The 19,348-nt window shown below is 61.5% G+C and carries 19 protein-coding genes and 3 pseudogenes; 7 read left to right on the forward strand and 15 right to left on the reverse strand.

Annotated features, from left to right (window positions below; genetic code table 11):
- Both groL and groES read right to left on the reverse strand, forming a co-directional pair.
- Nucleotides 1-1,100: chaperonin GroEL (gene groL / locus NKH12_RS25795; RefSeq protein WP_352955733.1), on the reverse strand; the 1,100-nt coding region annotated here is incomplete at its 3' end.
- Between the two features lie 65 nt (nt 1,101-1,165).
- A complete protein-coding gene (gene groES, locus NKH12_RS25800; protein ID WP_352458515.1) occupies nt 1,166-1,462 on the reverse strand; it encodes a co-chaperone GroES in 297 nt (98 codons plus the stop codon).
- A 424-nt stretch (nt 1,463-1,886) separates the two neighbouring features.
- Between groES and NKH12_RS25805 the strand changes: the two genes are divergently transcribed.
- Genes NKH12_RS25805 through NKH12_RS25815 form a run of 3 tightly spaced genes read left to right on the forward strand, consistent with a single transcriptional unit; the run spans nt 1,887 to nt 2,869 of the window.
- The gene (locus tag NKH12_RS25805; RefSeq protein WP_352955734.1) at nt 1,887-2,249 is read left to right on the forward strand and encodes a S46 family peptidase; all 363 of its coding nucleotides are present in this window, start codon (nt 1,887-1,889) and stop codon (nt 2,247-2,249) included.
- Nucleotides 2,250-2,253: 4 nt separating this feature from the next.
- Nucleotides 2,254-2,610, forward strand: coding sequence for a S46 family peptidase (locus NKH12_RS25810; RefSeq protein WP_352955735.1), 357 nt, complete (start codon nt 2,254-2,256; stop codon nt 2,608-2,610).
- Nucleotides 2,555-2,869 (forward strand): S46 family peptidase, encoded by a 315-nt coding sequence (locus tag NKH12_RS25815; RefSeq protein WP_352955736.1) that lies wholly within the window; start codon nt 2,555-2,557, stop codon nt 2,867-2,869. Before NKH12_RS25810 ends, NKH12_RS25815 begins: the two co-directional genes overlap by 56 nt.
- Before the next feature lie 554 nt (nt 2,870-3,423).
- Here NKH12_RS25815 and NKH12_RS25820 read toward each other — a convergent pair.
- The 13 genes and pseudogenes from NKH12_RS25820 to NKH12_RS25880 form a co-directional block, all read right to left on the reverse strand.
- Nucleotides 3,424-4,575: a porin gene (locus tag NKH12_RS25820; RefSeq protein ID WP_352955737.1), complete on the reverse strand. Its 1,152-nt coding sequence runs from the start codon at nt 4,573-4,575 to the stop codon at nt 3,424-3,426.
- A gap of 315 nt (nt 4,576-4,890) precedes the next feature.
- Nucleotides 4,891-5,547 (reverse strand): antitoxin Xre/MbcA/ParS-like domain-containing protein, encoded by a 657-nt coding sequence (locus tag NKH12_RS25825; RefSeq protein WP_352955738.1) that lies wholly within the window; start codon nt 5,545-5,547, stop codon nt 4,891-4,893.
- Between the two features lie 626 nt (nt 5,548-6,173).
- Nucleotides 6,174-6,380, reverse strand: a pseudogene (locus NKH12_RS25830) (NrtR DNA-binding winged helix domain-containing protein); the annotation flags it as partial.
- 29 nt (nt 6,381-6,409) lie between these two features.
- Nucleotides 6,410-6,718, reverse strand: a pseudogene (locus NKH12_RS25835) (aspartate 1-decarboxylase); the annotation flags it as partial.
- Between the two features lie 60 nt (nt 6,719-6,778).
- Nucleotides 6,779-7,762, reverse strand: a complete 984-nt coding sequence (bioZ, locus tag NKH12_RS25840; RefSeq protein WP_352955739.1) for a 3-oxopimeloyl-[acyl-carrier-protein] synthase BioZ — start codon at nt 7,760-7,762, stop codon at nt 6,779-6,781.
- Nucleotides 7,759-9,024: an adenosylmethionine--8-amino-7-oxononanoate transaminase gene (locus tag NKH12_RS25845; protein ID WP_352955743.1), complete on the reverse strand. Its 1,266-nt coding sequence runs from the start codon at nt 9,022-9,024 to the stop codon at nt 7,759-7,761. Before NKH12_RS25845 ends, bioZ begins: the two co-directional genes overlap by 4 nt.
- Nucleotides 9,024-9,659 (reverse strand): dethiobiotin synthase, encoded by a 636-nt coding sequence (gene bioD, locus NKH12_RS25850; RefSeq protein ID WP_352955740.1) that lies wholly within the window; start codon nt 9,657-9,659, stop codon nt 9,024-9,026. The genes NKH12_RS25845 and bioD overlap by 1 nt, the downstream gene beginning before the upstream one ends.
- Before the next feature lie 11 nt (nt 9,660-9,670).
- Nucleotides 9,671-10,810 carry an 8-amino-7-oxononanoate synthase gene (locus tag NKH12_RS25855; RefSeq protein WP_352955741.1) on the reverse strand — a complete coding sequence of 380 codons (1,140 nt, stop codon included), beginning with the start codon at nt 10,808-10,810 and terminating at the stop codon, nt 9,671-9,673.
- Nucleotides 10,807-11,805, reverse strand: coding sequence for a biotin synthase BioB (gene bioB, locus NKH12_RS25860; RefSeq protein WP_352955744.1), 999 nt, complete (start codon nt 11,803-11,805; stop codon nt 10,807-10,809). Before bioB ends, NKH12_RS25855 begins: the two co-directional genes overlap by 4 nt.
- A 95-nt stretch (nt 11,806-11,900) precedes the next feature.
- Nucleotides 11,901-12,755, reverse strand: a complete 855-nt coding sequence (nadC, locus tag NKH12_RS25865) for a carboxylating nicotinate-nucleotide diphosphorylase (protein ID WP_352779624.1) — start codon at nt 12,753-12,755, stop codon at nt 11,901-11,903.
- Entirely contained in the window at nt 12,755-14,296 is a 1,542-nt protein-coding gene (locus NKH12_RS25870; RefSeq protein ID WP_352779622.1) for an L-aspartate oxidase, read from the reverse strand. Before NKH12_RS25870 ends, nadC begins: the two co-directional genes overlap by 1 nt.
- Nucleotides 14,293-15,267, reverse strand: a complete 975-nt coding sequence (gene nadA, locus NKH12_RS25875; protein ID WP_352508058.1) for a quinolinate synthase NadA — start codon at nt 15,265-15,267, stop codon at nt 14,293-14,295. The genes NKH12_RS25870 and nadA overlap by 4 nt, the downstream gene beginning before the upstream one ends.
- Before the next feature lie 66 nt (nt 15,268-15,333).
- Nucleotides 15,334-16,302 carry an NUDIX hydrolase gene (locus tag NKH12_RS25880; protein WP_352955745.1) on the reverse strand — a complete coding sequence of 323 codons (969 nt, stop codon included), beginning with the start codon at nt 16,300-16,302 and terminating at the stop codon, nt 15,334-15,336.
- A 173-nt stretch (nt 16,303-16,475) separates the two neighbouring features.
- On the opposite strand from NKH12_RS25880, the gene panB reads away from it, so the two are divergent.
- From panB to NKH12_RS25900, 4 genes and pseudogenes are all read left to right on the forward strand, one after another.
- Nucleotides 16,476-17,336: a 3-methyl-2-oxobutanoate hydroxymethyltransferase gene (panB, locus tag NKH12_RS25885; protein ID WP_352458526.1), complete on the forward strand. Its 861-nt coding sequence runs from the start codon at nt 16,476-16,478 to the stop codon at nt 17,334-17,336.
- Complete coding sequence (gene panC / locus NKH12_RS25890) at nt 17,333-18,193, forward strand: pantoate--beta-alanine ligase (RefSeq protein ID WP_352955742.1); 861 nt, start codon at nt 17,333-17,335, stop codon at nt 18,191-18,193. The genes panB and panC overlap by 4 nt, the downstream gene beginning before the upstream one ends.
- Nucleotides 18,194-18,287: 94 nt before the next feature.
- Nucleotides 18,288-19,013 carry a LuxR family transcriptional regulator gene (locus tag NKH12_RS25895; RefSeq protein ID WP_352474702.1) on the forward strand — a complete coding sequence of 242 codons (726 nt, stop codon included), beginning with the start codon at nt 18,288-18,290 and terminating at the stop codon, nt 19,011-19,013.
- A 93-nt stretch (nt 19,014-19,106) separates the two neighbouring features.
- A pseudogene (locus tag NKH12_RS25900) lies at nt 19,107-19,253 on the forward strand (acyl-homoserine-lactone synthase); the annotation flags it as partial.
- Nucleotides 19,254-19,348: the final 95 nt, after the last annotated feature.

Consider the following 19,348-nt stretch of genomic DNA (forward strand, 5'->3'; position numbering starts at 1 on the left):
TCCTGCAGCTTCTCCTTGTCGTAGTCCGAGGTGGTCTCCTCGATCTGCTGCTTGATCTGGGCAACGCGGCCCTGGATCTCGGCCTTCTTGCCGGCGCCGTCGACGATGGTGGTGTTCTCCTTGGAGATCGACACCTTCTTGGCGCGGCCGAGCATGTTGAGGCCGACATTCTCGAGCTTGATGCCGAGGTCTTCGGAAATGACCTGGCCACCGGTGAGGATGGCGATGTCTTCCAGCATGGCCTTGCGGCGATCGCCGAAGCCCGGCGCCTTGACGGCGGCGATCTTCAGGCCGCCACGCAGCTTGTTGACGACCAGCGTGGCCAGGGCCTCGCCTTCGACGTCTTCCGAGATGATGACCAGCGGCTTCGAGGTCTGCACGACAGCCTCGAGGATCGGCAGCATGGCCTGCAGGTTGGAGAGCTTCTTCTCGTGGAGAAGGATGTAAGCGTCTTCCAGATCCGCAACCATCTTCTCGGCGTTGGTGACGAAGTAGGGCGAGAGATAGCCGCGGTCGAACTGCATGCCTTCGACGACTTCGAGCTCGGTCTCGGCGGTCTTGGCTTCCTCAACCGTGATGACGCCCTCATTGCCGACCTTCTGCATCGCTTCCGCGATCATCGAGCCGACCGAAACATCGCCATTGCCGGCGATGGTGCCGACCTGGGCAACTTCTTCCGAGGTCTTGATCTTCTTGGCGTTCTTGATCAGCGTCGCGACGACGTCGGCGACGGCGAGGTCGATGCCGCGCTTGAGGTCCATCGGGTTCATGCCGGCGGCAACCGCCTTGTGGCCTTCCTGGACGATCGACTGTGCGAGAACGGTCGCGGTCGTGGTGCCGTCGCCGGCGATGTCGTTGGTCTTCGAAGCAACTTCGCGGACCATCTGCGCGCCCATGTTCTCGAACTTGTCTTCAAGCTCGATTTCCTTGGCGACGGTGACGCCGTCCTTGGTAATGCGCGGCGCGCCGAACGACTTGTCGATGACGACGTTGCGGCCCTTGGGGCCGAGTGTGACCTTCACCGCGTCGGCGAGGATGTTGACGCCGCGCAGCATGCGCTCACGAGCGTCACGGGAGAATTTTACGTCTTTGGCAGCCATTTTTTACTCCTGGGCATTTCGCCCGAAATTCAGATTGGATGGTGCGGATGAAAGGCGGCGGCGTGTCAGCCGATGACGCCCATGATATCCGCTTCCTTCATGATCAGAAGGTCTTCGCCGTTGAGCTTGACTTCGGTGCCCGACCACTTGCCGAACAGGATGCGGTCCCCGGCCTTGACGTCCAGCGGGACGAGCTTGCCGACCTCGTCACGGGCGCCGGAACCGACGGCGATGATCTCGCCTTCCTGCGGCTTTTCCTTAGCCGTATCGGGGATGATGATCCCGCCGGCGGTCTTCGCTTCGGACTCGACCCGGCGAACGACCACGCGGTCATGCAGCGGCCGGAAATTCGACTTTGCCATTTTTGGATTTCCCTGGTGCGGATGTTGAACGGTTCTCCGTTGCCGGAGCGTGTTTAGCACTCACCAGAAGCGAGTGCTAACGCGGCAGTGAGATAGGCCGTAGGCTCCTGCTAGTCAAGACGGAAGAGGGACGGGCGAAGAGCAAACGAGCGTGGAAGCACCGAGCCTTTTACGTGAACGACGTCGGAGATCGGACATGGATGGGGCGGCTCACCATTTGCAACTGAAGGCTTTATTCATTTGGCACGATCGGTGCAGCGGATGATCCGCAAACATTGCGCGCGACCGATATAATGAGAGGTGAGCGCCATCAGGATTCCTGCGTTAACGGTCCACTCGGTCTTTACGGTGTGGCCGCCGCGCGGGCGCCAGGACCCGGCCACCCGATGGTCACCAATCCAATCTGCGGAGAACAGGAGGCAAGATGAGAGCGACAGTCAGCATGAACTCGAATTTGAAATGTTTGGCCAAAGCAACTGCCATCGCCTTGCTTTGGACGGTTACGGCTACGTCGGCGGACGAAGGTATGTGGATGCCGGGCCAGACTGCGGAAGTGGGCGCGGCCATGCGCGCGGATGGGCTCCAGATCGATCCCGCCCACCTGGGCCGTCTGGACGCTGCCCCGCTCAACGCGATCGTATCACTGGGCGGATGCTCCGCCTCGTTCGTCAGTCCACAAGGGCTGGTCGCAACCAATCGTCACTGCGTGTTCGAATCCATCCAATACCACAGCAAGGAGGGCCAGGACTATCTCACAGACGGCTTTCTGGCGAAGAGCCCTGGGTGAAGAATTGCCCGCGGCGCCAGGCAGCCGAATCTATGTGATCGAGGACATGCGGGATGTGACCGCCGAAATGCTCAAGAGCGTCTCGGACAAGCTGAACGGGTTTGCCCGCTATGAGCGGCTCGCCACGAACCGCAAGGCCCTGATCGCCGCATGTGAGGGACAGCCCAATCGCCGCTGCGACGTAGGGGCCTATTATGGCGGCGCCTCCTACTATCTCCTGCAGAAGCTCGAAATCGAGGACGTGCGCCTTGTCTATACGCCCGCGCTCGGCATCGGTAACCTTCGGCGGCGAAACGGACAATTGGATGTGGCCGCGCCACACAGGCGACTTCGGCTTTTATCGCGCCTATGTCGCTCCTGATGGTTCCTCCCGGCCATATGCGCGCGACAACGTGCCCTACCGGCCGAAGAGTTGGCTACCCATAGCCTGTGAAGGCGTCAAGGAAGGCGACCTTGTGATGGTCGCCGGCTTTCCCGGCGCAACCCACCAGTTCCTGACGGCGGATGAAGTCCGGTTCAACTTCGCGCAATTCGAACCGCGGTTGCAGCGTTCGCTCTCGGATTATGCCGCCCAGATCAACCAGGCAACGGCAGGCAATCGCGAGGCGCAGATCCATTGACCGCCCGCTTCACAAATGGCTCGGCCTAAAACGCATGGGAAAAGCAGAAAAGGCAACAGATCGGCACCAGAATGAATATGGCCGCGCGAACTGACAGACGCGCCAACAATCGGCATCTCGCATGGTCGGTGGCACTGGACGTGGCGCCCACCCTGCTGGCGCGACTCCCCATCAGGTCGTCGGGGTTTCGCTTGCGAAAAAAACGTCCGCGTGTCTCTGCGCGATCCATCCCGCTTGCGCGTGCCTAGTCAACCAAAAAACTGACCATCTGCAGGATCAGGATCAGCAAAAAAAAGCCAAAGGCAGACGCCAAAACAGCTGCCTGCAGGACGATGCGTTGTTTCTTACCCACAGTTCCCCCGGGAGAGAGTCTGATGATAACCCTTAAAAAAGGGCGCCCGGGAACAGGGCGCCCTTCTCATCGACGAAATGCTCGGATTGGAGGTCCGTGATCAAGCAATTCGCCGAAACCTCTACAAGCCTCACCACAATGGTTCAGCCGCAAATTAGGCTCACAGTTACTGCTTCGAACGCGGCAACGGGCTCTTCAATCCTCAGAACGAGCGCTGGAAGCGGAGGAGACCGCCGACGCTGTTCTTCTTGTCGGCATTGGTCCAGTTAGAGAAGTCCACATCCCCGAACTTGCCAGCGTGGAGATAGTCGACTTCGGCCGTGATCGTCAGACCAGGAACGATATCGTAGGCGACATTGGCGGCGATGCCGAGGTTCTTCCACTCGTCATACGCCGCCTGAAGGTTGAAAGAGGTCTTCTCGTTGAACTTGTAGGTGCCGCCGCCCCAGACGGCCCAGTTGCCACCCCACTGCTTGTAGAAGCCGCGACCGCCGGCAGGAATAGCGTAGGTCCCATCGGTTAGGTTGTCGTCGGTCCCATAGCCAGCCATAATGAACAGCGACAGTTCGTTGGTGGCGTTTACATCCAAGCGGACCTTGCCGGCTACCTCTTCGTAGTTGCTGTCGTAAGCCACGACGCCGGTGATGGCGCCCCAGCCCTGCGTGTACTTCACGCCGCCGACAAGATGCGGAACGTAGCTGTCGATCGTGCCGACGACGCCAGACCCCTCTTCGAGCGATACCACGGCGGAGAAGCCATTGCCGGCGTCGAAGTAGTACTGCACGACGTTGGTGTCGAAATCGCCGTAGGGAACGAGCGTATCGTTGATGACGTTGCCGGCATAGCCGATAAACGTATCGAAGGCCGATTCGTCCTTACCGACGCGCAGGCCACCAAGCTGGATCCAGGCGAAGTTCAGTGTGATGCCCTTGTTGAAGGCATAGTTCTGGGGACTGTCGGGACCCGAATAGGCGTTGCGGTTACCGAAATTGAATTTGGTCTCGGTGTATGTCTTCAAAGTACCGAGTTCGGTTTCCTGGCCGGTCCAAGTCCTTAGGTCAAAGCGGGCGTTCTTGCGCCAGGTACCCTGGTCGCTACCGTCTTGGACGTCGTGGGTCCGCGCCCCGTCGTAGGATCCAACGTCGCCGACGCCGATGTCGTAGCGGACATAGCCGCCAATGCGCAGGCAGGTCTCGGTGCCGGGGATGTAGAAGTAGCCCGAGCCGTACACGTCGCAGATCTTGACGTATTCAGCCGGTTCCGGCTCGGCGACGGTCACCACGTCGGCGGCGCGGGCGCCGGAAACTGCGATCAGAGCCGCAGCTGAGCCGAGAAGAAGGCTCTTGATGTTCATAATTGATCTCCATTCAATGATTTGAAAAGGGCGAGGACGTCGATGGACGAACCGCTCCCTGTCCCCACGATCGAAAAAGATGCGCATCGCGATGCATCCTTCCCGGCTCGAACGCTATTCGCTGAGCGAATTAGTGCAAGTTCAAATTCCGTCTGCCAACCATATATAGAAGTATCCGTTGCATTATTGCCACTAAATCTATTGTATTACTTGCACAAATTGAACAACTATACATTTGCACAAATCGCACAATTGGTACATCTGCTTGTGCGCACTTACATAATGCGCGGACAGCCATCGGCATCCGGCCAATTGTCAGATAGATTCAATCAGAGAAACAGCCTGGGCGGCGGATGTAACAACTTCTGTGTTCATACCTTCTCTGAGCAATTCGATAGGGACGCGACCCTTGAGAAGAGGCGAGGGGCTGATCAGCCACAGCCAAGCCAGTCTGGGATCGGAGATCGAGGAAAGGACCTGCCTGATTCCGGGCATAGGCCTGCCGTCGATGAACTGAGCTAGGGGAAATACATGCTTACGGGAGCCTCTCCGAAAGGCAACCACATCATTGTGTCGCTGCCACCAATACAAAGTGGACCGCGGTATTCCAAAACGTCTCTCGAGATGCGTCGACCCCGCAACTGGACCGGCCCATTCTGCAATGCGCGCGCCTTCTCTCGGGCAATCTTTCAGAACCGGATGCCCGAGCGGATGATCGGCTGCCCGTGGTCGCGAAGCGATCTCACCCGCCTGGGCGTTTAGCCGTCGCGCTGCTTCGGCCTCGAGCCTACCAAGAAATTCGGCGGCCACGACGGTCAATTCGTTGGAAGGAGAACCAGAAGGCGCAACAGCAGCCTTGTCACCCTGCTTCGCCTCATCGCATTGGGCAAGAATGCGCTGCACCTCCCTCATGACAAAGCTTGAAAGCTCGGTCTGGCGCTTTTCATCCCCAAGATCACTCGACGCGGACATATCTGGCTTTCCCAATTAGCATTCCCTCAGCAAGCCTCCGAAAGAGCGTTGAAGACATGAAGTTGGGGGGACGGCGATGTGTTGCGTTTTCGTATGCGCGCAACCTAGCAGCCGTCTTGCGGCTTCAACTTTTGCCTCTCAATAAAAAGGGAAGAACATCAATTGACGACCGTCTTGCCCCCCACGATCGAAACAGACGCACATCGCAGTGCACGCTTCACAGTGGGACGCTATCCGCGATGCTCATTTGTGCAAGTTTAAAGTTTAGCTTGCCAGCTTTATATAATTAGACGTTTCTTTTATGCAACACTTTTCCAAGTGTTACTTGCACAAATCGAACGTATCGCACATTTAGACGAACTGTACATTCGACAGCGACTTTGACGCATGCGTTTACTGGCGGTATACATCCTTCACCGTTGCCGCAAGGCATTGGCCCACTCGCGCGGCACCTCCTTCACGACAAAGGTTGAAAGCCCGTCCTCGGGCGTTTCATTTCCAAGATCACTTCGATCCACTCATACGGGCTTCCCGAGCGAGACCGTGGGTTCGGACGGTGCGAATGAATTTCTCGTTATAATCGAATTGATTATAAGGGTATATTTCTACGTTGAGTATAAAGGATGTCAAGCCCGCGCCAGCGGCAATTTTGTCCGGGCGACCGCCGTTTCGTCGAGGACATGGTGGCGGAAGCGATAAAGCTTCGCCGGCCGACCCCCGGTGTCAAAAGCACTTTCGCCGGTCTCCTCCACCAGTTCCTGCTGCTCCATCAACCGGCGAAAGTTCTGCTGAAGCGCCCCTGCCGATGTAGTCGTCAACGCCGTCCGCGTCAGCGCATTGCCATCGGCGAGAAGCCAACGACATTGTTGATGACGAACGTAACGATCCGCGGCTTCAGAGAGGAATGCGCGCTTCGTCCAGATAGATGGAGTGGGCTGGCAGGTCCGGGCGGCCGCGCCGTTGAGGATGCAGCATCGAGAGCCGCGCTCGCCGAGGATGACATAGGTCGAGATTCGCGCGCCGGAAGTCTTGCTCCATGTCTCCACGAATCCATTGGCAGGATCCCGGCTTCTTCGCAGTGGTCAGGGTCGAGCGTTATCGAACCGTGGTAGTTGAGGTTTGCTTCGGTGACGTGGATGCCGTGCAGCTTGCCGGCGACTATTTTTCGCATTGGTCCCGTTGTCCTATTCATCTCACAAAGTCAGTCCTGATGTTGAGCAGCTTCGCTGGGCTAAATCCCGACGACGAGCGCCCCGCCGCTGAGTCCCGCACCTGCCGCCGCCAGGAGTATTTTCTTGCCCGGCCGAAACGGCTCCGCTTGATTGGCGAGCGACAGTGAGAGCGGGATCGTCGCGGCCGAAGAGTTGCCGTATTCGGCAATCGTCTTGACAATTGCTTGATCCGCTATGCCGAGGTTACTCCCGACAGCATCGAAAATGCGAGCATTGGCCTGATGCGGCACGAACCGGTCGACATCCTGTGGTCGCACTCCGGCAGCGGCTAGGGCGCTTATCGAGCAATCGGTCATCATCTCGACGGCTTTTGCGAACACTTCGCGGCCGTCGGTCATCGTCATTCGGGTTTGCGCGAGGTCGAGGTCACCGTGGAACGGGATGTTGCTTCCTCCTGCGGGAATCTGGATCAGGCCGTATCGCGAGCCGTCCGAATCCACGGAGGCACCGAGAATCCCCCGATCAGTATCCTCGCACGGACCGATCACGACGGCGCCGGCGGCATCGGCAAACAGCACGGCGCTGGCGCGCTCAGAGGGATTGATGCGGCGGCTGAGGATATTGGCGGCGATAACAAGGCTCGCTTTGCCGTGCAGGCGGGTAAATCCGTCCGCAAACATCAGCGCATAGATGAAGCCGGCGCAGGCGCCGGTCAGATCGACAGCGCCGGCGCGGCCGAGCCCCAGCCGATGTGCGACCAGGGGCGCGCTGGGCGGCAGGAGGTGATCGGGCGTCGAGGTGGCAAGCAGCAGCAGACCGATGTCGTTGCGCGCAATGCCGGCGCTGGCCAGCGCCATGGCGCCGGCCTGCGCAGCAAGACCAGACAGCGTGTCTTCGTCCGTTGCCCAGAAGCGCGACCGGATTCCAGTACGCCGCTCGATCCAGCCGGGTTCGAGCCCGAGATCGCTCTCGATCTCGGCATTCGCCACTTTGCGCCCAGGCGCATGATGGCCAAACCCGAGAAGGCGCGACGACCTGCTCATGGCTTTGAGCCGAAGCGTTCGCCGGCCTCCTCGATGGCGTCATGGAGCCGATCGAGCTCGTCGCCGGTGATGCAATAGGGCGGCAGGAGATAAAGGACATTGCCGAGCGGGCGCACAAGCAGCCCGAGCTCGAGGAAAAATGCCCGCAGCTTAGGTCCGATCTCGGCCAGATAGCCGGCAGAGCCGGCGCGCAGGTCGAGAGCCAGGATCGTGCCGATCGTCCGGCTGTCGGTGAAGTTGGCATTGTCGCGAAAGCGCCGAAGGCCGGCGGCCTGCCTCGCGCTCAGGGTGGCGATCCGCTCGGCCACTGGCTCGTCACGCCAGATCTCGACATTGGCGAGTGCTGCCGCGCAGGCAATCGGATTGGCCGTGTAGGAACTCGAGTGGAAAAACGTCTTCTTCCGGTCCTCGGAATAGTGAGCCTGGAAGATGGCATCGGTGGCGAGTGTGGCGGCCAGCGGGATGATGCCGCCGGTCAAGCCTTTCGAGGTGCACAGGATGTCGGGTGAGATGGACGCCTGCTCACAGGCGAACATGGTTCCGGTACGCCCCCAGCCGGTCATCACCTCGTCGGCGATCAGCAACGTGCCGGAGGTCTCAGTGATCCTCTTCAATTCGGACAGAACCGACGCCGGATACATCAGCATGCCGCCGGCGCCAAGCACGAGCGGTTCGATGATCAGCGCGGCAGCGCGCCGGTCGCGGCTGACGGCCTCGAATCTATCCAGCGTTGCCTGCTCGCGGCCGGCGGCCGGGAAGGGAATGGTGTCGACCTCGAACAGCAAGGGTCCGTAGGCGGCGTTGAACACGCCACGAGCACCGACGCTCATCGTGCCGATCGTGTCGCCATGATAGCTGTGCTCCATGACGACGATGCGCGAGCGCGGCGCGCCGATGTTGCGGAAATAGCCGAGCGCCATCTTCAGCGCGACTTCGACGCTGGTCGAGCCGCTGTCGGAATAGAACACCCAGTCGAGTCCGGCGGGAGCGAGCCCGACAAGCGCCCTGGCCAAGCATTCGGCAGGCTCGTGCGTGAAACCTGCGAAGATGATCTGGTCGAGGCTCGAGGCGGTCGTCTCGATCGCCTTTATAATGCGGGGATGGCGGTGGCCATGGGTGACGACCCACCAGGAGGAAATGGCGTCCAGAATGCGCGCGCCATTGGCTTTGTGGAGATACGCGCCTTCAGTCAGGACGATTTCAGGGATCGCCGGCTCGAGCGCGTGCTGGGTGAAGGGATGCCACACACGGGATTGCGGCATCATCCGCCTCCGGCAATCAAAGCGAGGTCGAAGCCGGCAATCATCGCTTGTCTCAGCGTTTTGTCCGTCAGCGGATCGAGGTGCGGCAGCCTGCCGAGTTGCGGCACGTCGCCGAATTCCACAATCGTCCGTTGCGTATCGGTCATCTCATCGCCGATGAAGGCGATGCCAGCCAGCGGGATAGCGCGCGCCCGCAGGGCCTCGATCGACAGCAGGGTGTGATTGATTGTTCCGAGCGCGGTGCGGGCGCACAGAATGACCGGCAAGTGCCATTGCTCGAATATGTCGATGAACCTTGTCCGGCGGTTCAGCGGCACCATCAGCCCGCCGGCGCCTTCGATGACGAGCGGTGTCGGCAGGACCGGAAACGAAAGATCGGCAGCCTCGATCGAAACGTCGTCGATTTCGGCCGAACGATGCGGCGAAAGCGGGCTCTTCAAGCGGTAGGCTTCCGGCAGCACGCGCCCCGACGGAAGCCCGGCAAGCCGTGCAACCGCCTCGCTGTCGGTCTCGCCGTCGAGGCCCGATTGCACCGGCTTCCAGTAGAAACCGTCAAGCAGGCCGGCAAGCCCGGCCGAAAACACCGTCTTGCCAATTCCGGTGTCTGTTCCGGTGATGACGATGCGCTTGGTCATGTCGCCTCCGGTCATGTCTGAGCCAACACCTCGACGAGCGCCTCGACCATGGCGGAAATGTCGGCTTCGCCGATATTGAGCGTCAGTGAGATGCGCAGCCGCGACGTGCCCTCGGGCACGGTCGGCGGACGAATGCCGCGTATGTCGAAGCCGCGGCCCTGCAGGCGCGCCGCCACTGCCATGGTGCGGCTGACGTCGCCGATGACAACTGGCTGGATCTGCGAGCCGCTGGGCTTTACGCCGCAGCGATCGGCCAACTGGCGGCTCGCGAAAGCGACCCGCTCATGCAGCTGAACACGCCGCATAGGCTCGTCGGCGAGCATTGCGAGCGCTTCCCGCGCCGCGACCGCCATCAGCGGCGATGGCGCGGTGGCGTAGATGAATGGCCGGCAACGGTTGATCAGATACTCGCACAGTGTCCTCGGCCCGGTCACGAGCCCACCAGATGCGCCGAGCGCCTTGCTGCAGGTGTGGAGCGCGACGATGTTGTCGCGGCCCTCGAAAGCGGCGGCCAGCCCCCGGCCGTCCGGTCCCCAGACGCCGGTGGCATGCGCCTCGTCAATGACGATGAATGCGTCGTGCCGATCGGCAAGCGCGACCAGGCTCTCCAAAGGCGCGCAGTCGCCATCCATGCTGTAAAGGCTTTCCACCGCGATCCAGACGCATCCCATGCCGCCTTCGGCGCGCCAACGCTTGATCGCGTCCTCGACAGCATCGACGTCGTTGTGCGCGGCCAGCTTGAACTCGGCACGTCCGGCCTGTGCCCCCTCATGCATGCTGGCATGGGCGAGCTCATCGAGGACCAAAAGGTCGCCCTTCTGCGGCAGCGCAGTCAGCAGAGCGAAGTTGGCGATGTAGCCGCTGCCGAAGAACAGCGCGCGGTCGGCTCCAAAGAATGCCGCCGCGTCTGCCTCGAGCTGCTCGTGTTCCGGTGCATTGCCGCGCAACAGCCGCGACCCGGTGGCGCCAACCGACGTGCCCCGCGCAATCGCCGCCGCAACCGCTTCGCCAAGTCTTTTGGAGGCGGCAAGCCCGAGATAGTCGTTCGACGAGAAGTCGCGCCCGGCGCGCGGCTTCAGCGTCCGCAGCCGGTCCTTGCGCGCCAGTCCCTGCAAGGTCGCCTCATAGCGGGCAAGCGGTGCCCCGTTCATTGCGCCTCGAGTTCCATCGGCTCGATGCCAAGGCGCCGGAACAGCAGGGTATCCTTGTCCTCACCGGGATTGTCCGCCGTCAGCAGCGTGTCGCCGACGAAGATCGAGTTGGCGCCGGCAAAAAAGCACAGCGCCTGCATCTCGTCGGTCATGGCCGTACGGCCGGCGGAAAGACGGATATGCGATTTCGGCATCATGATGCGCGCCAGCGCGATCACGCGTACGAATTCGATCGGCTCGATGGGCTTGGCGTCGGCAAGCGGGGTGCCGGGGATCGGGATCAGCATGTTGATCGGAACGCTTTGCGGATGTTCCGGCAGGTTGGCCAGCGTCACCAGCATGCCGATCCGGTCCACCGGCTCCTCGCCCATGCCGACAATGCCGCCGCAGCAGACCTTGATGCCGGATTGGCGAACGTGCTCGAGCGTCTCGAGCCGCTCGGCAAAGCTCCGCGTGCTGATGATCTCGCTATAGTAGCGTTCCGACGTATCGATGTTGTGGTTGTAAAAGTCGAGACCAGCCTGCTTCAGTCGAGCGGCTTGCTCACGATCGAGCATGCCGAGCGTCATGCAGGTCTCCATGCCCAGCGCCTTGACGCCTTCGACCATCGCCACCACCGCATCCATGTCGCGCGCCTTGGGGTTTCGCCAGGCCGCGCCCATGCAATAGCGGGTGGCGCCGGCGTCACGCGCTTTCTTCGCTTCGGCGACGACGTGCCGGACCTCCATCAGCTTCGACGCCTTCAGGCCGGTCTCGTGATGCGCCGACTGGCTGCAATAGCCGCAATCCTCCGGGCATCCGCCCGTCTTGATGCTGAGCAGCCGGCTGAGCTGGACCTTGTTTGGATCGAAATTCTGGCGGTGCACGGTTTGCGCGAGGAAGAGGAGATTGTTGAAGGGGGCATCGTGAAGTGCCCGAGCCTTCTCCAGGGTCCACGCTCCAGGGTCAGGGGCTTGAGCCTGTGGCGATGTCTGCGTTGGACTGGCTGTTTGCATGTCCATGCTGTTCCTCCGGTTCTGCCTTGCTTTGCTGTCTGTTTGATGACGATCGGAAAGGACAGTTGATTCGATCCTGTTCGTCCCTCAGGCAATCATGGGCCCCAATAGTCGAGGCCGATATCCAGGATCGGCGCGCTGTGGGTCAGTCGGCCGACTGAAATCAGATCAACGCCGGTCGCGGCAATCGCTCGCGCTGTATCGGATGCGATCCCGCCAGAAGCCTCGGTGATAGCACGGCCGCCAACGATTGCGACGGCGCGGCGAAGATCGGCGAGGGACATGTTGTCGAGCAGAACGGCATCGGGAGCGAAGCCAAGTACCTCCTCCAACTGGGCCAGCGTATCGACCTCGACTTCGATCTTGACGAGATGACCGGCCCGTCTTCGTGCTCGCTCGAGCGCCGGGCGAACGCCGCCTGCGATGGCGATGTGGTTGTCCTTGATCAGAATTGCGTCGTCGAGGCCGAAGCGGTGATTGGATCCGCCACCTGCGCGCACGGCGTATTTTTCGACTGCCCGCAATCCGGGCGTCGTCTTGCGCGTGCAGACGATCTTCGCGCCATATCCACGAACCGCAGCGACGATCGATGCCGTTGCTGTAGCGATGCCGCTCAGATGGCACAAAAAATTGAGTGCCGTCCGTTCGGCTGTGAGAATGGCCCGGGCAGGGCCAACCACTGATGCAATGACCTCTCCATCCATGACATTGGAGCCGTCTGCCCGCTCCACCGAGATTTCGATATCAGGATCAATCAAGCGGAAAGCGAGCATCGCCAGATCGAGGCCGGCGACAACTCCGGACTGGCGCGCCGCCAGCACGGTTCCCGCTTGGCGTTCCTTCGGGACGATGGCCTCCGTGGTCAAGTCGCCGGCTCTGCCAAGGTCTTCAAGAAGAGCTGCCCTTACAAGCGGCTCAAGCATGACCGTGGGAAGCGGTGAGAGCGTCATCACTTTGCCCCTTCGAGGCTTGGCGAGTGTCCGAGTTCCCGCGCAGCGGCCAAGGCGGCTTCGAGGGTGATTTCGGACCGTCGGGCGACGGTCGCATGATGAGGAAAGTCTGTCCGGTAATGAGCGCCGCGGCTTTCTTGGCGCAACAAGGCGGCAACCGCGATCATTAGCCCGACAGCCGCCGCATCCGAGGCCGCGTCCTTGCTTTCGGCGAGCGGCAATAAGGCGCGTGCGGCTGCTTTCAAACCTTCACCATCCCGGACGATGCCGAGTGCGCGCGACAGGAAAACACGCACGGGGGTCGGAGCGGGCGATGGGTAAACGTCCGCAAACGCAGGCTTTGTTCTGCGAGCAGGCGTTCCGGCGACACTTTCAGCGACCCAGCGCGCGCACACGACGGCCTCGGTCAAGGAATTGCTGGCGAGCCTGTTGGCGCCATGCAGTCCTGTCGAAGCGACTTCGCCGCAGGCCCACAGCCCCTTGACGGAGGTCCTACCGGAGCCGTCCACGGCAACGCCACCCATGTGGTAGTGTTGGGCCGGACGAATGGGGATGAGATCGCGCGCGGGATTGATGCCGGCTCCACGACAGGCTGATGCGATTGTCGGGAAGTGTCGAGCAAATTCCGGGCCAGGCCGTTGCCGCGCGTCGAGAAAAACACGGTGGCCGTTGGCAAGATGGTTCCAGACGGCGCGCGCCAAGACATCACGAGGCGCAAGTTCCGCCCCTGACACGCTCTGGAGAAAAGCCTGGCCGGTTTCGTCGATCAGGGCAGCACCTTCGCCGCGGACGGCCTCGCTGAGCAGCACCATAGGGCGTTCCGGGCCGTCAAGCGCGGTCGGGTGGAACTGGATGAACTCGAGGTCGGCAAGGACAGCTCCAGCGCGGGCCGCAAGCGCCAGGCCCTGTCCGCAACTGCCCGAAGGATTCGTGGTGTCGAGAAACAGTCCCCCGATCCCACCGGTGGCGAGGACGACCCGCCGTGAGCCGAAGAAGACAGGTCCGATCGAACCGCTCGCCCAGACGCCTCGGATCGCATTCTCTCGCACCGCCAGTCGGCGCGCTTCCACGCCCTCCACGACAACAATCGACGGAGTGGAACGCACAGCCGCGATCAGGGCACGCATGATCTCACGCCCGGTGCCGTCACCATGCGCATGAACGATGCGACGTCGGCTGTGTGCGGCCTCCAATCCGAGGCACAGTGATCCTTTCGACGTACGGTCGAAGGGAACCCCAAAGCCCGCAAGCCCCTCTATCGCCTTGGGCGCGGCTTGGAGGATGCGGCTCGCCACGTCTGTGTCGCAGAGACCATCCCCGGCGGCAAGCGTATCGGCCAGGTGCAGTTCCGGATCGTCGTCTTCGCCGAAACTTGCAGCCAGACCACCCTGTGCCCAGGTGCTCGAATTGTCAGCTCCCAACAGCGTCCTGGACAGAAGCAGCACCGGCTCCGGCGCCAGTTGAAGCGCGGTCATCAGTCCGGCGATGCCGCCGCCGATGATGATGGGCCGCCCGAGGAAGCTGCGGACATCGGCGCTCAAATTGCCAGCATCCGTTCGACCGCAAGCCGCGCGCGCCCGGCGATCCCGGGTTCGATGGTTACGATATGGTGGTTCTGCTCGAGCGCCATGCGGATGTTGGCAAGCGTGATCCGCTTCATGTGCGGGCACAAATTGCAGGGCCGGATGAACTCGACCTCTGGGTGCGCTAACGCGACGTTGTCGCTCATCGAACATTCCGTCATCAGCACGACACGTGCCGGCCTTTGCCTTTCGACATAGTCGGACATGGCAGCGGTCGAGCCGGAAAAATCTGCTTCAGCCACGACGTCGGGCGGGCATTCGGGATGCGCGAGCACGATCACGCCGGGATGGCTTTCGCGCAACTCGCGGATGTCGGCCGGTGTAAAGCGCTCATGCACCTCGCAATGCCCTTTCCAGGCGATGATTTGCACATCGGTCTGGGCGGCGATATTCTGGGCCAGATATTCGTCCGGCAACATGATCACCTGGGGAACGCCAAGGGATTGGACGACCGCCTTGGCGTTGCCGGATGTACAGCAGATATCCGACTCGGCTTTCACTTCGGCCGACGTGTTGACATAAGTGATGATCGGCACGCCGGGATAACGCTGGCGCATCAAGCGCACGTCTTCTGCCGTGATCGATTCCGCCAACGAACAGCCTGCCCGCAGGTCGGGAATGAGCACCGTCTTTTGCGGATTGAGCAGCTTGGCCGTTTCGGCCATGAAATGTACGCCGGCCAGCACGATGACTTGCGCCTCGATCGTCGCAGCCGTGCGGGCCAGTGCCAAGCTGTCGCCGACGATGTCGGCCACGCAATGGAAGATCTCGGGGGTCTGATAGTTGTGCGCCAGGATGATGGCGTTGCGCTCGCGCTTCAGTGCAAGGATCGCCTCGATATCCTCGACGAAAGCCGGCCATTCGATCGGCGGGATCACTCGTCGGACGCGCTCGTAGAGAAACGCGGTCGCAGGCAGCATGGCGCTCATCGACCCCTCCAGCTTATACTCTAGTTGAAAATAACCAGCATATACTTGCTGTGAGTATAAGCGATGTCAACCCCGCGCCAGCGGCAATTTTGTCCCGGCGATGACCCTCTCGTCGAGAACGGCGTGGCGGAACCGGTAAAGCTTCGCTGGCCGGCCGCCGGTCTCCGCGGTTGCCTCTCCGGTCTCTTCGACCAGCTCCTGCTGCTCGATCAGCCGGCGAAAGTTCGGCTTACGCACGAGCCTGCCGGCAAGCGCCTCCACGGTTCGCTGCAGCTGCAAAAGCGTGAAGACCGGCGGCATCAGCTCAAAGACGACCGGCCGGTATTTGATCTTGGAGCGCAGCCGCGCAATGCCGGTCGCCACGATGCGGCGATGATCGGCGACCATAGACTTGCTGGGCACCAGCGGAGGCAGCGTCGCGTCCCGTCCGCTTCCGGCCTCTTGGACCAGGCCTGCTTCGTAGACTAACTCATAGCGTTGAAGCGTGAGTTCCTCGTTCCAAAGGCGGTCGTCGAAGCCGAAGGCTATCGTCGCCCGCTGCCAGCGTTCACGTCGCGTGGCCACGTCGCTGACGCCGTCTGCCCATTCAATCAGGCGCGGTCGCAGAACGTCCAGCACGACCGGAGGCGTGCCGGAGCGGTGGTCCTCCCATGGAAAATATTCATACCAGCTCTGCCAGCCGCACTTGGGCGAGCCAGCTGCCTGTTCCTTGCGGGTCAATGCGAGATAGCTGATGGAGATGACGCGCTGCTGGCGCTCGGCGCCGATGCGATCCCGATCCGCGAAGGTGTAGAGTTGCTCAATATACCCCAGCGGATGGCCGGTCTGCTGCTCGACCCACCCCCTCAAACCGGATTGCAGCGATCGGTGCTCAAGCGCAAATGGTCCGGAGGGCAGGGTGTCCGCCTGGCCGATGGTGAGGACACAGGGTTCACTGTCGTTTACGGCGACGACAACGGCGATCAGGTCCACTTTGACTTCGTCGGCCTTGACGGCGGCTCTGTCTTTCCGGGGTCCTTTTGCCTGATCGTCCATGTTCGCGAAAGTGGTTGGCCAGCTCGGGGGCGCCTGAATCGATTTAAGTGTAAGCGCGCCTGTCCGCACGTCAACACCGCACAGCTGCACGGCCATTTTTAGCTCTTCGCACTTGCACAAAAATGTGGCAAACGCGACACCCGCGGTTGGTAACGTTGGGGAAGGAGGGTCCATTGAGTGCGTTTGGTGACACCAAGGCGATCACACCGCCGGATATTCGTTCGCGCAAAGGTGGGACGCCGCTCGTCTGCCTTACCGCCTACACGACGCCAGTCGCCCGGCTTGTCGATCCCCATTGCGATGTGGTGCTGGTCGGCGACAGCGTCGGCATGGTTCTCCACGGCCTGCCCTCCACGCTCGGTGTGACGCTGGAGATGATGATCACGCACGGCCAGGCCGTGCGCCGTGGCCTCGAGCAGGCGCTGATGGTCGTCGACCTGCCGTTCGGTTCCTTCGAGGAAAGCCCCGAGCAGGCTTTCCGCAATGCCGCGCGCGTCATGGCCGAGACCGGCTGCGCGGCCGTCAAGCTCGAAGGCGGCGAAACGATGGCAGAGACGATCGGCTTCCTCGCCGCGCGCGGCGTGCCGGTCATGGCCCATGTCGGCTTGACGCCGCAGGCGATCAACACCATCGGTGGCTACCGGGTGCAGGGCAGAGGCGGGGATGCCGAGCGCATCAGGCGCGACGCGCTTGCGGTGAGCGAAGCGGGCGCCTTTGCGGTCGTGCTGGAGAAGGTTCCCGAGGCGCTCGCCCGCCGGATCACCGGGGAGGTGGCGACCCCGACCATTGGCATCGGTGCCTCGGCAGCCTGTGACGGCCAGATTCTCGTCGTCGACGACATGCTGGGCCTCTTCGGCGACTTCCGGCCCAAATTCGTCAAGCGCTATGCTGAACTGGGGGAGGCCGCTGCGGCTGCGATCGCGGCCTATGCGCGGGAAGTGAAGGAGCGCCAGTTTCCGGCCGCCGAGCACGTGTTTGCCGATGCGCCCAAGCCCGCCGACGGGGACGCCACCAAGAGCGGAGAAGCAGCGTGAGCGTGCCGATTGTCAGGAGCGTTGCCCAGCTTCGCCAAATCGTCGCCGCATGGCGCCGCGAGGGCGTGAGGATTGCCGTGGTGCCAACGATGGGCGTCCTGCATGAGGGTCATCTCAGCCTGGTGCGCGCGGCACTCGAGAAGGCCGACCGGGTGATCGTGACGCTCTTTGTCAACCCGAAGCAATTCAACAGCCAGGCCGATCTCGCCGCGTATCCGAGCACCGAGGACGAGGATGCCGCCAAGCTGGCACCGCTTGGCGCGCACCTGCTTTATGCGCCGGACGCAGAGGAGATGTATCCGGCGGCCTTCGCCACGACCGTTTCGGTGTCCGGTGTCAGCGAGGGCCTGTGCGGTGCCTTCCGGCCGGGACATTTCGATGGCGTGGCGACCGTCGTCGCCAAGCTCTTCCTGCAGACCAGCGCTGACTTCGGCTTCTTTGGCGAAAAGGACTTTCAGCAGCTTCAGCTAGTCAGGCGTATGGCCCGGGACCTGGATATTCCAATCACCATTGTTCCTTGTCCGACAGTCCGCGAAGCCGACGGTCTTGCACTATCATCGCGCAATGTCCGGCTCTCGCCAGCAGAGCGTGCTGTTGCCCCCGAGCTACCATCGGTCTTGCTCCAGACGGCTGAGCGGCTTGCCCGCGGCTCGCCCGTCCTGCCAACGCTTGCCGAAGCGCGCGCAGCAATTCTGGCTGCAGGCTATCGCGAGGTCGAATACCTGGAACTTCGCGACGAGGCAGATCTGCGACCCATGACAAGCCTTGACCGACCTGCACGCTTGCTTGTCGCGGCCTGGCTCGGCGGCACACGGCTCATAGACAACGTCAGAATATCACGGGTTTCAACAGATTAACGGGGTTCTCGGCACGCGCTGTATCCGTCCGGGATCGTTTAAAACAAGGTCTCTGCCTGGCATCGAGCGATCACGGAGGTTACGCAAAGCGCAAATGCATCGCGTGTTTGAGAACTTCGTTGAGCAACTGTCTGCAAGTGTTGATGCTGCCGATCTCCGTGAGGCAATGGCATCCGCTGCAGCCGGCTTCGATTTTCCGCTATTCGCCTATTTCACTTACCCGTCGGCCCCCGGCGACGCCCCGCAATTGATCTCAAACTATCCTTCATCCTGGACATCACGTTATCTGCAACAGCGGTACCACAGTCTTGATCCGGTCATCCTGCGCGGGCTGCAAGGCTGGGATACCTTTGATTGGGGTGTGGATCGCGCTCGGCACTGTCTGCCGAATTCGCAGCAACAAATTCTGGAGAGTGCGGCTGAGTTTGGCATCCGCGGCGGCCTGACGATATCCATGCATGATCATCGCGGCCGGTTTGCTGCCCTGACCTTTGCTTCCGACGAGTCCCGCCCGCCTCTGTTGCGGTCACTGACACGTTACGAAAAAGCATTGCAGCTGGTGGCCATCAACTTTCATATCCATGTCCGGCGCAGGCTCGCCGACGATCGCGTGGTGGATGGTGTAACGCTCACCCCGCGGGAGTTCGAGTGCCTGAAATGGGCGGCGCGCGGCAAGTCGGCTTGGGTTATCAGCCAGCTTCTCGGCGTCTCAAAGCGCACCGTGACCTTTCATCTGGAAAACGCCAAGGCAAAGCTTGGCGTTCGAACGATCAACCAGGCCGTTGCACGACTGGCTGCCTCCGGCCAGGCGAGATCCTGATTCGTCGGCCACGATAGCTGTAAACCTCTACAGGCTGCATCGCTGCCGGCTTTGCCCTTCGATGGCGGGAACACATCCCGCACGGAGGCGACCATGATGCAGCTGATAACACCAGACCTTTACGACGAGTTCGCAAGCGAGCTCAAAGAGATGCACGGGCTCAGGTTTCGGGTGTTCAAGGAAAGGCTCGATTGGGAAGTTGATACCGAAGACCAGATGGAAACAGACCCGTTTGATGGTCGTAAGCGATGTCCCGACGGCACCTTTCGGTGATCGGCGTGAAGGACGATGTTCGGAGCCTTTGAGGGCTTCGACACATGACGATTTCAGAGCTT

This window comes from Mesorhizobium sp. M1322 (genome assembly GCF_040318085.1).
Classification (GTDB): Bacteria; Pseudomonadota; Alphaproteobacteria; order Rhizobiales; family Rhizobiaceae; genus Mesorhizobium.

Bases quoted from the DNA above. Each gene is read 5' to 3' on its own strand.
- NKH12_RS25825 (WP_352955738.1), bottom strand. From the start codon at position 5,547: ATGTCCGCGTCGAGTGATCTTGGGGATGAAAAGCGCCAGACCGAGCTT.
- nadC (WP_352779624.1), bottom strand. From the start codon at position 12,755: ATGACGCTCTCACCGCTTCCCACGGTCATGCTTGAGCCGCTTGTAAGG.
- groES (WP_352458515.1), bottom strand. From the start codon at position 1,462: ATGGCAAAGTCGAATTTCCGGCCGCTGCATGACCGCGTGGTCGTTCGC.
- NKH12_RS25895 (WP_352474702.1), top strand. From the start codon at position 18,288: ATGCATCGCGTGTTTGAGAACTTCGTTGAGCAACTGTCTGCAAGTGTT.
- NKH12_RS25880 (WP_352955745.1), bottom strand. From the start codon at position 16,302: ATGGACGATCAGGCAAAAGGACCCCGGAAAGACAGAGCCGCCGTCAAG.
- bioZ (WP_352955739.1), bottom strand. From the start codon at position 7,762: ATGAGCAGGTCGTCGCGCCTTCTCGGGTTTGGCCATCATGCGCCTGGG.
- NKH12_RS25820 (WP_352955737.1), bottom strand. From the start codon at position 4,575: ATGAACATCAAGAGCCTTCTTCTCGGCTCAGCTGCGGCTCTGATCGCA.
- bioB (WP_352955744.1), bottom strand. From the start codon at position 11,805: ATGCAAACAGCCAGTCCAACGCAGACATCGCCACAGGCTCAAGCCCCT.
- NKH12_RS25815 (WP_352955736.1), top strand. From the start codon at position 2,555: ATGTGGCCGCGCCACACAGGCGACTTCGGCTTTTATCGCGCCTATGTC.
- nadA (WP_352508058.1), bottom strand. From the start codon at position 15,267: ATGAGCGCCATGCTGCCTGCGACCGCGTTTCTCTACGAGCGCGTCCGA.
- NKH12_RS25855 (WP_352955741.1), bottom strand. From the start codon at position 10,810: ATGAACGGGGCACCGCTTGCCCGCTATGAGGCGACCTTGCAGGGACTG.
- NKH12_RS25845 (WP_352955743.1), bottom strand. From the start codon at position 9,024: ATGCCGCAATCCCGTGTGTGGCATCCCTTCACCCAGCACGCGCTCGAG.
- NKH12_RS25805 (WP_352955734.1), top strand. From the start codon at position 1,887: ATGAGAGCGACAGTCAGCATGAACTCGAATTTGAAATGTTTGGCCAAA.
- bioD (WP_352955740.1), bottom strand. From the start codon at position 9,659: ATGACCAAGCGCATCGTCATCACCGGAACAGACACCGGAATTGGCAAG.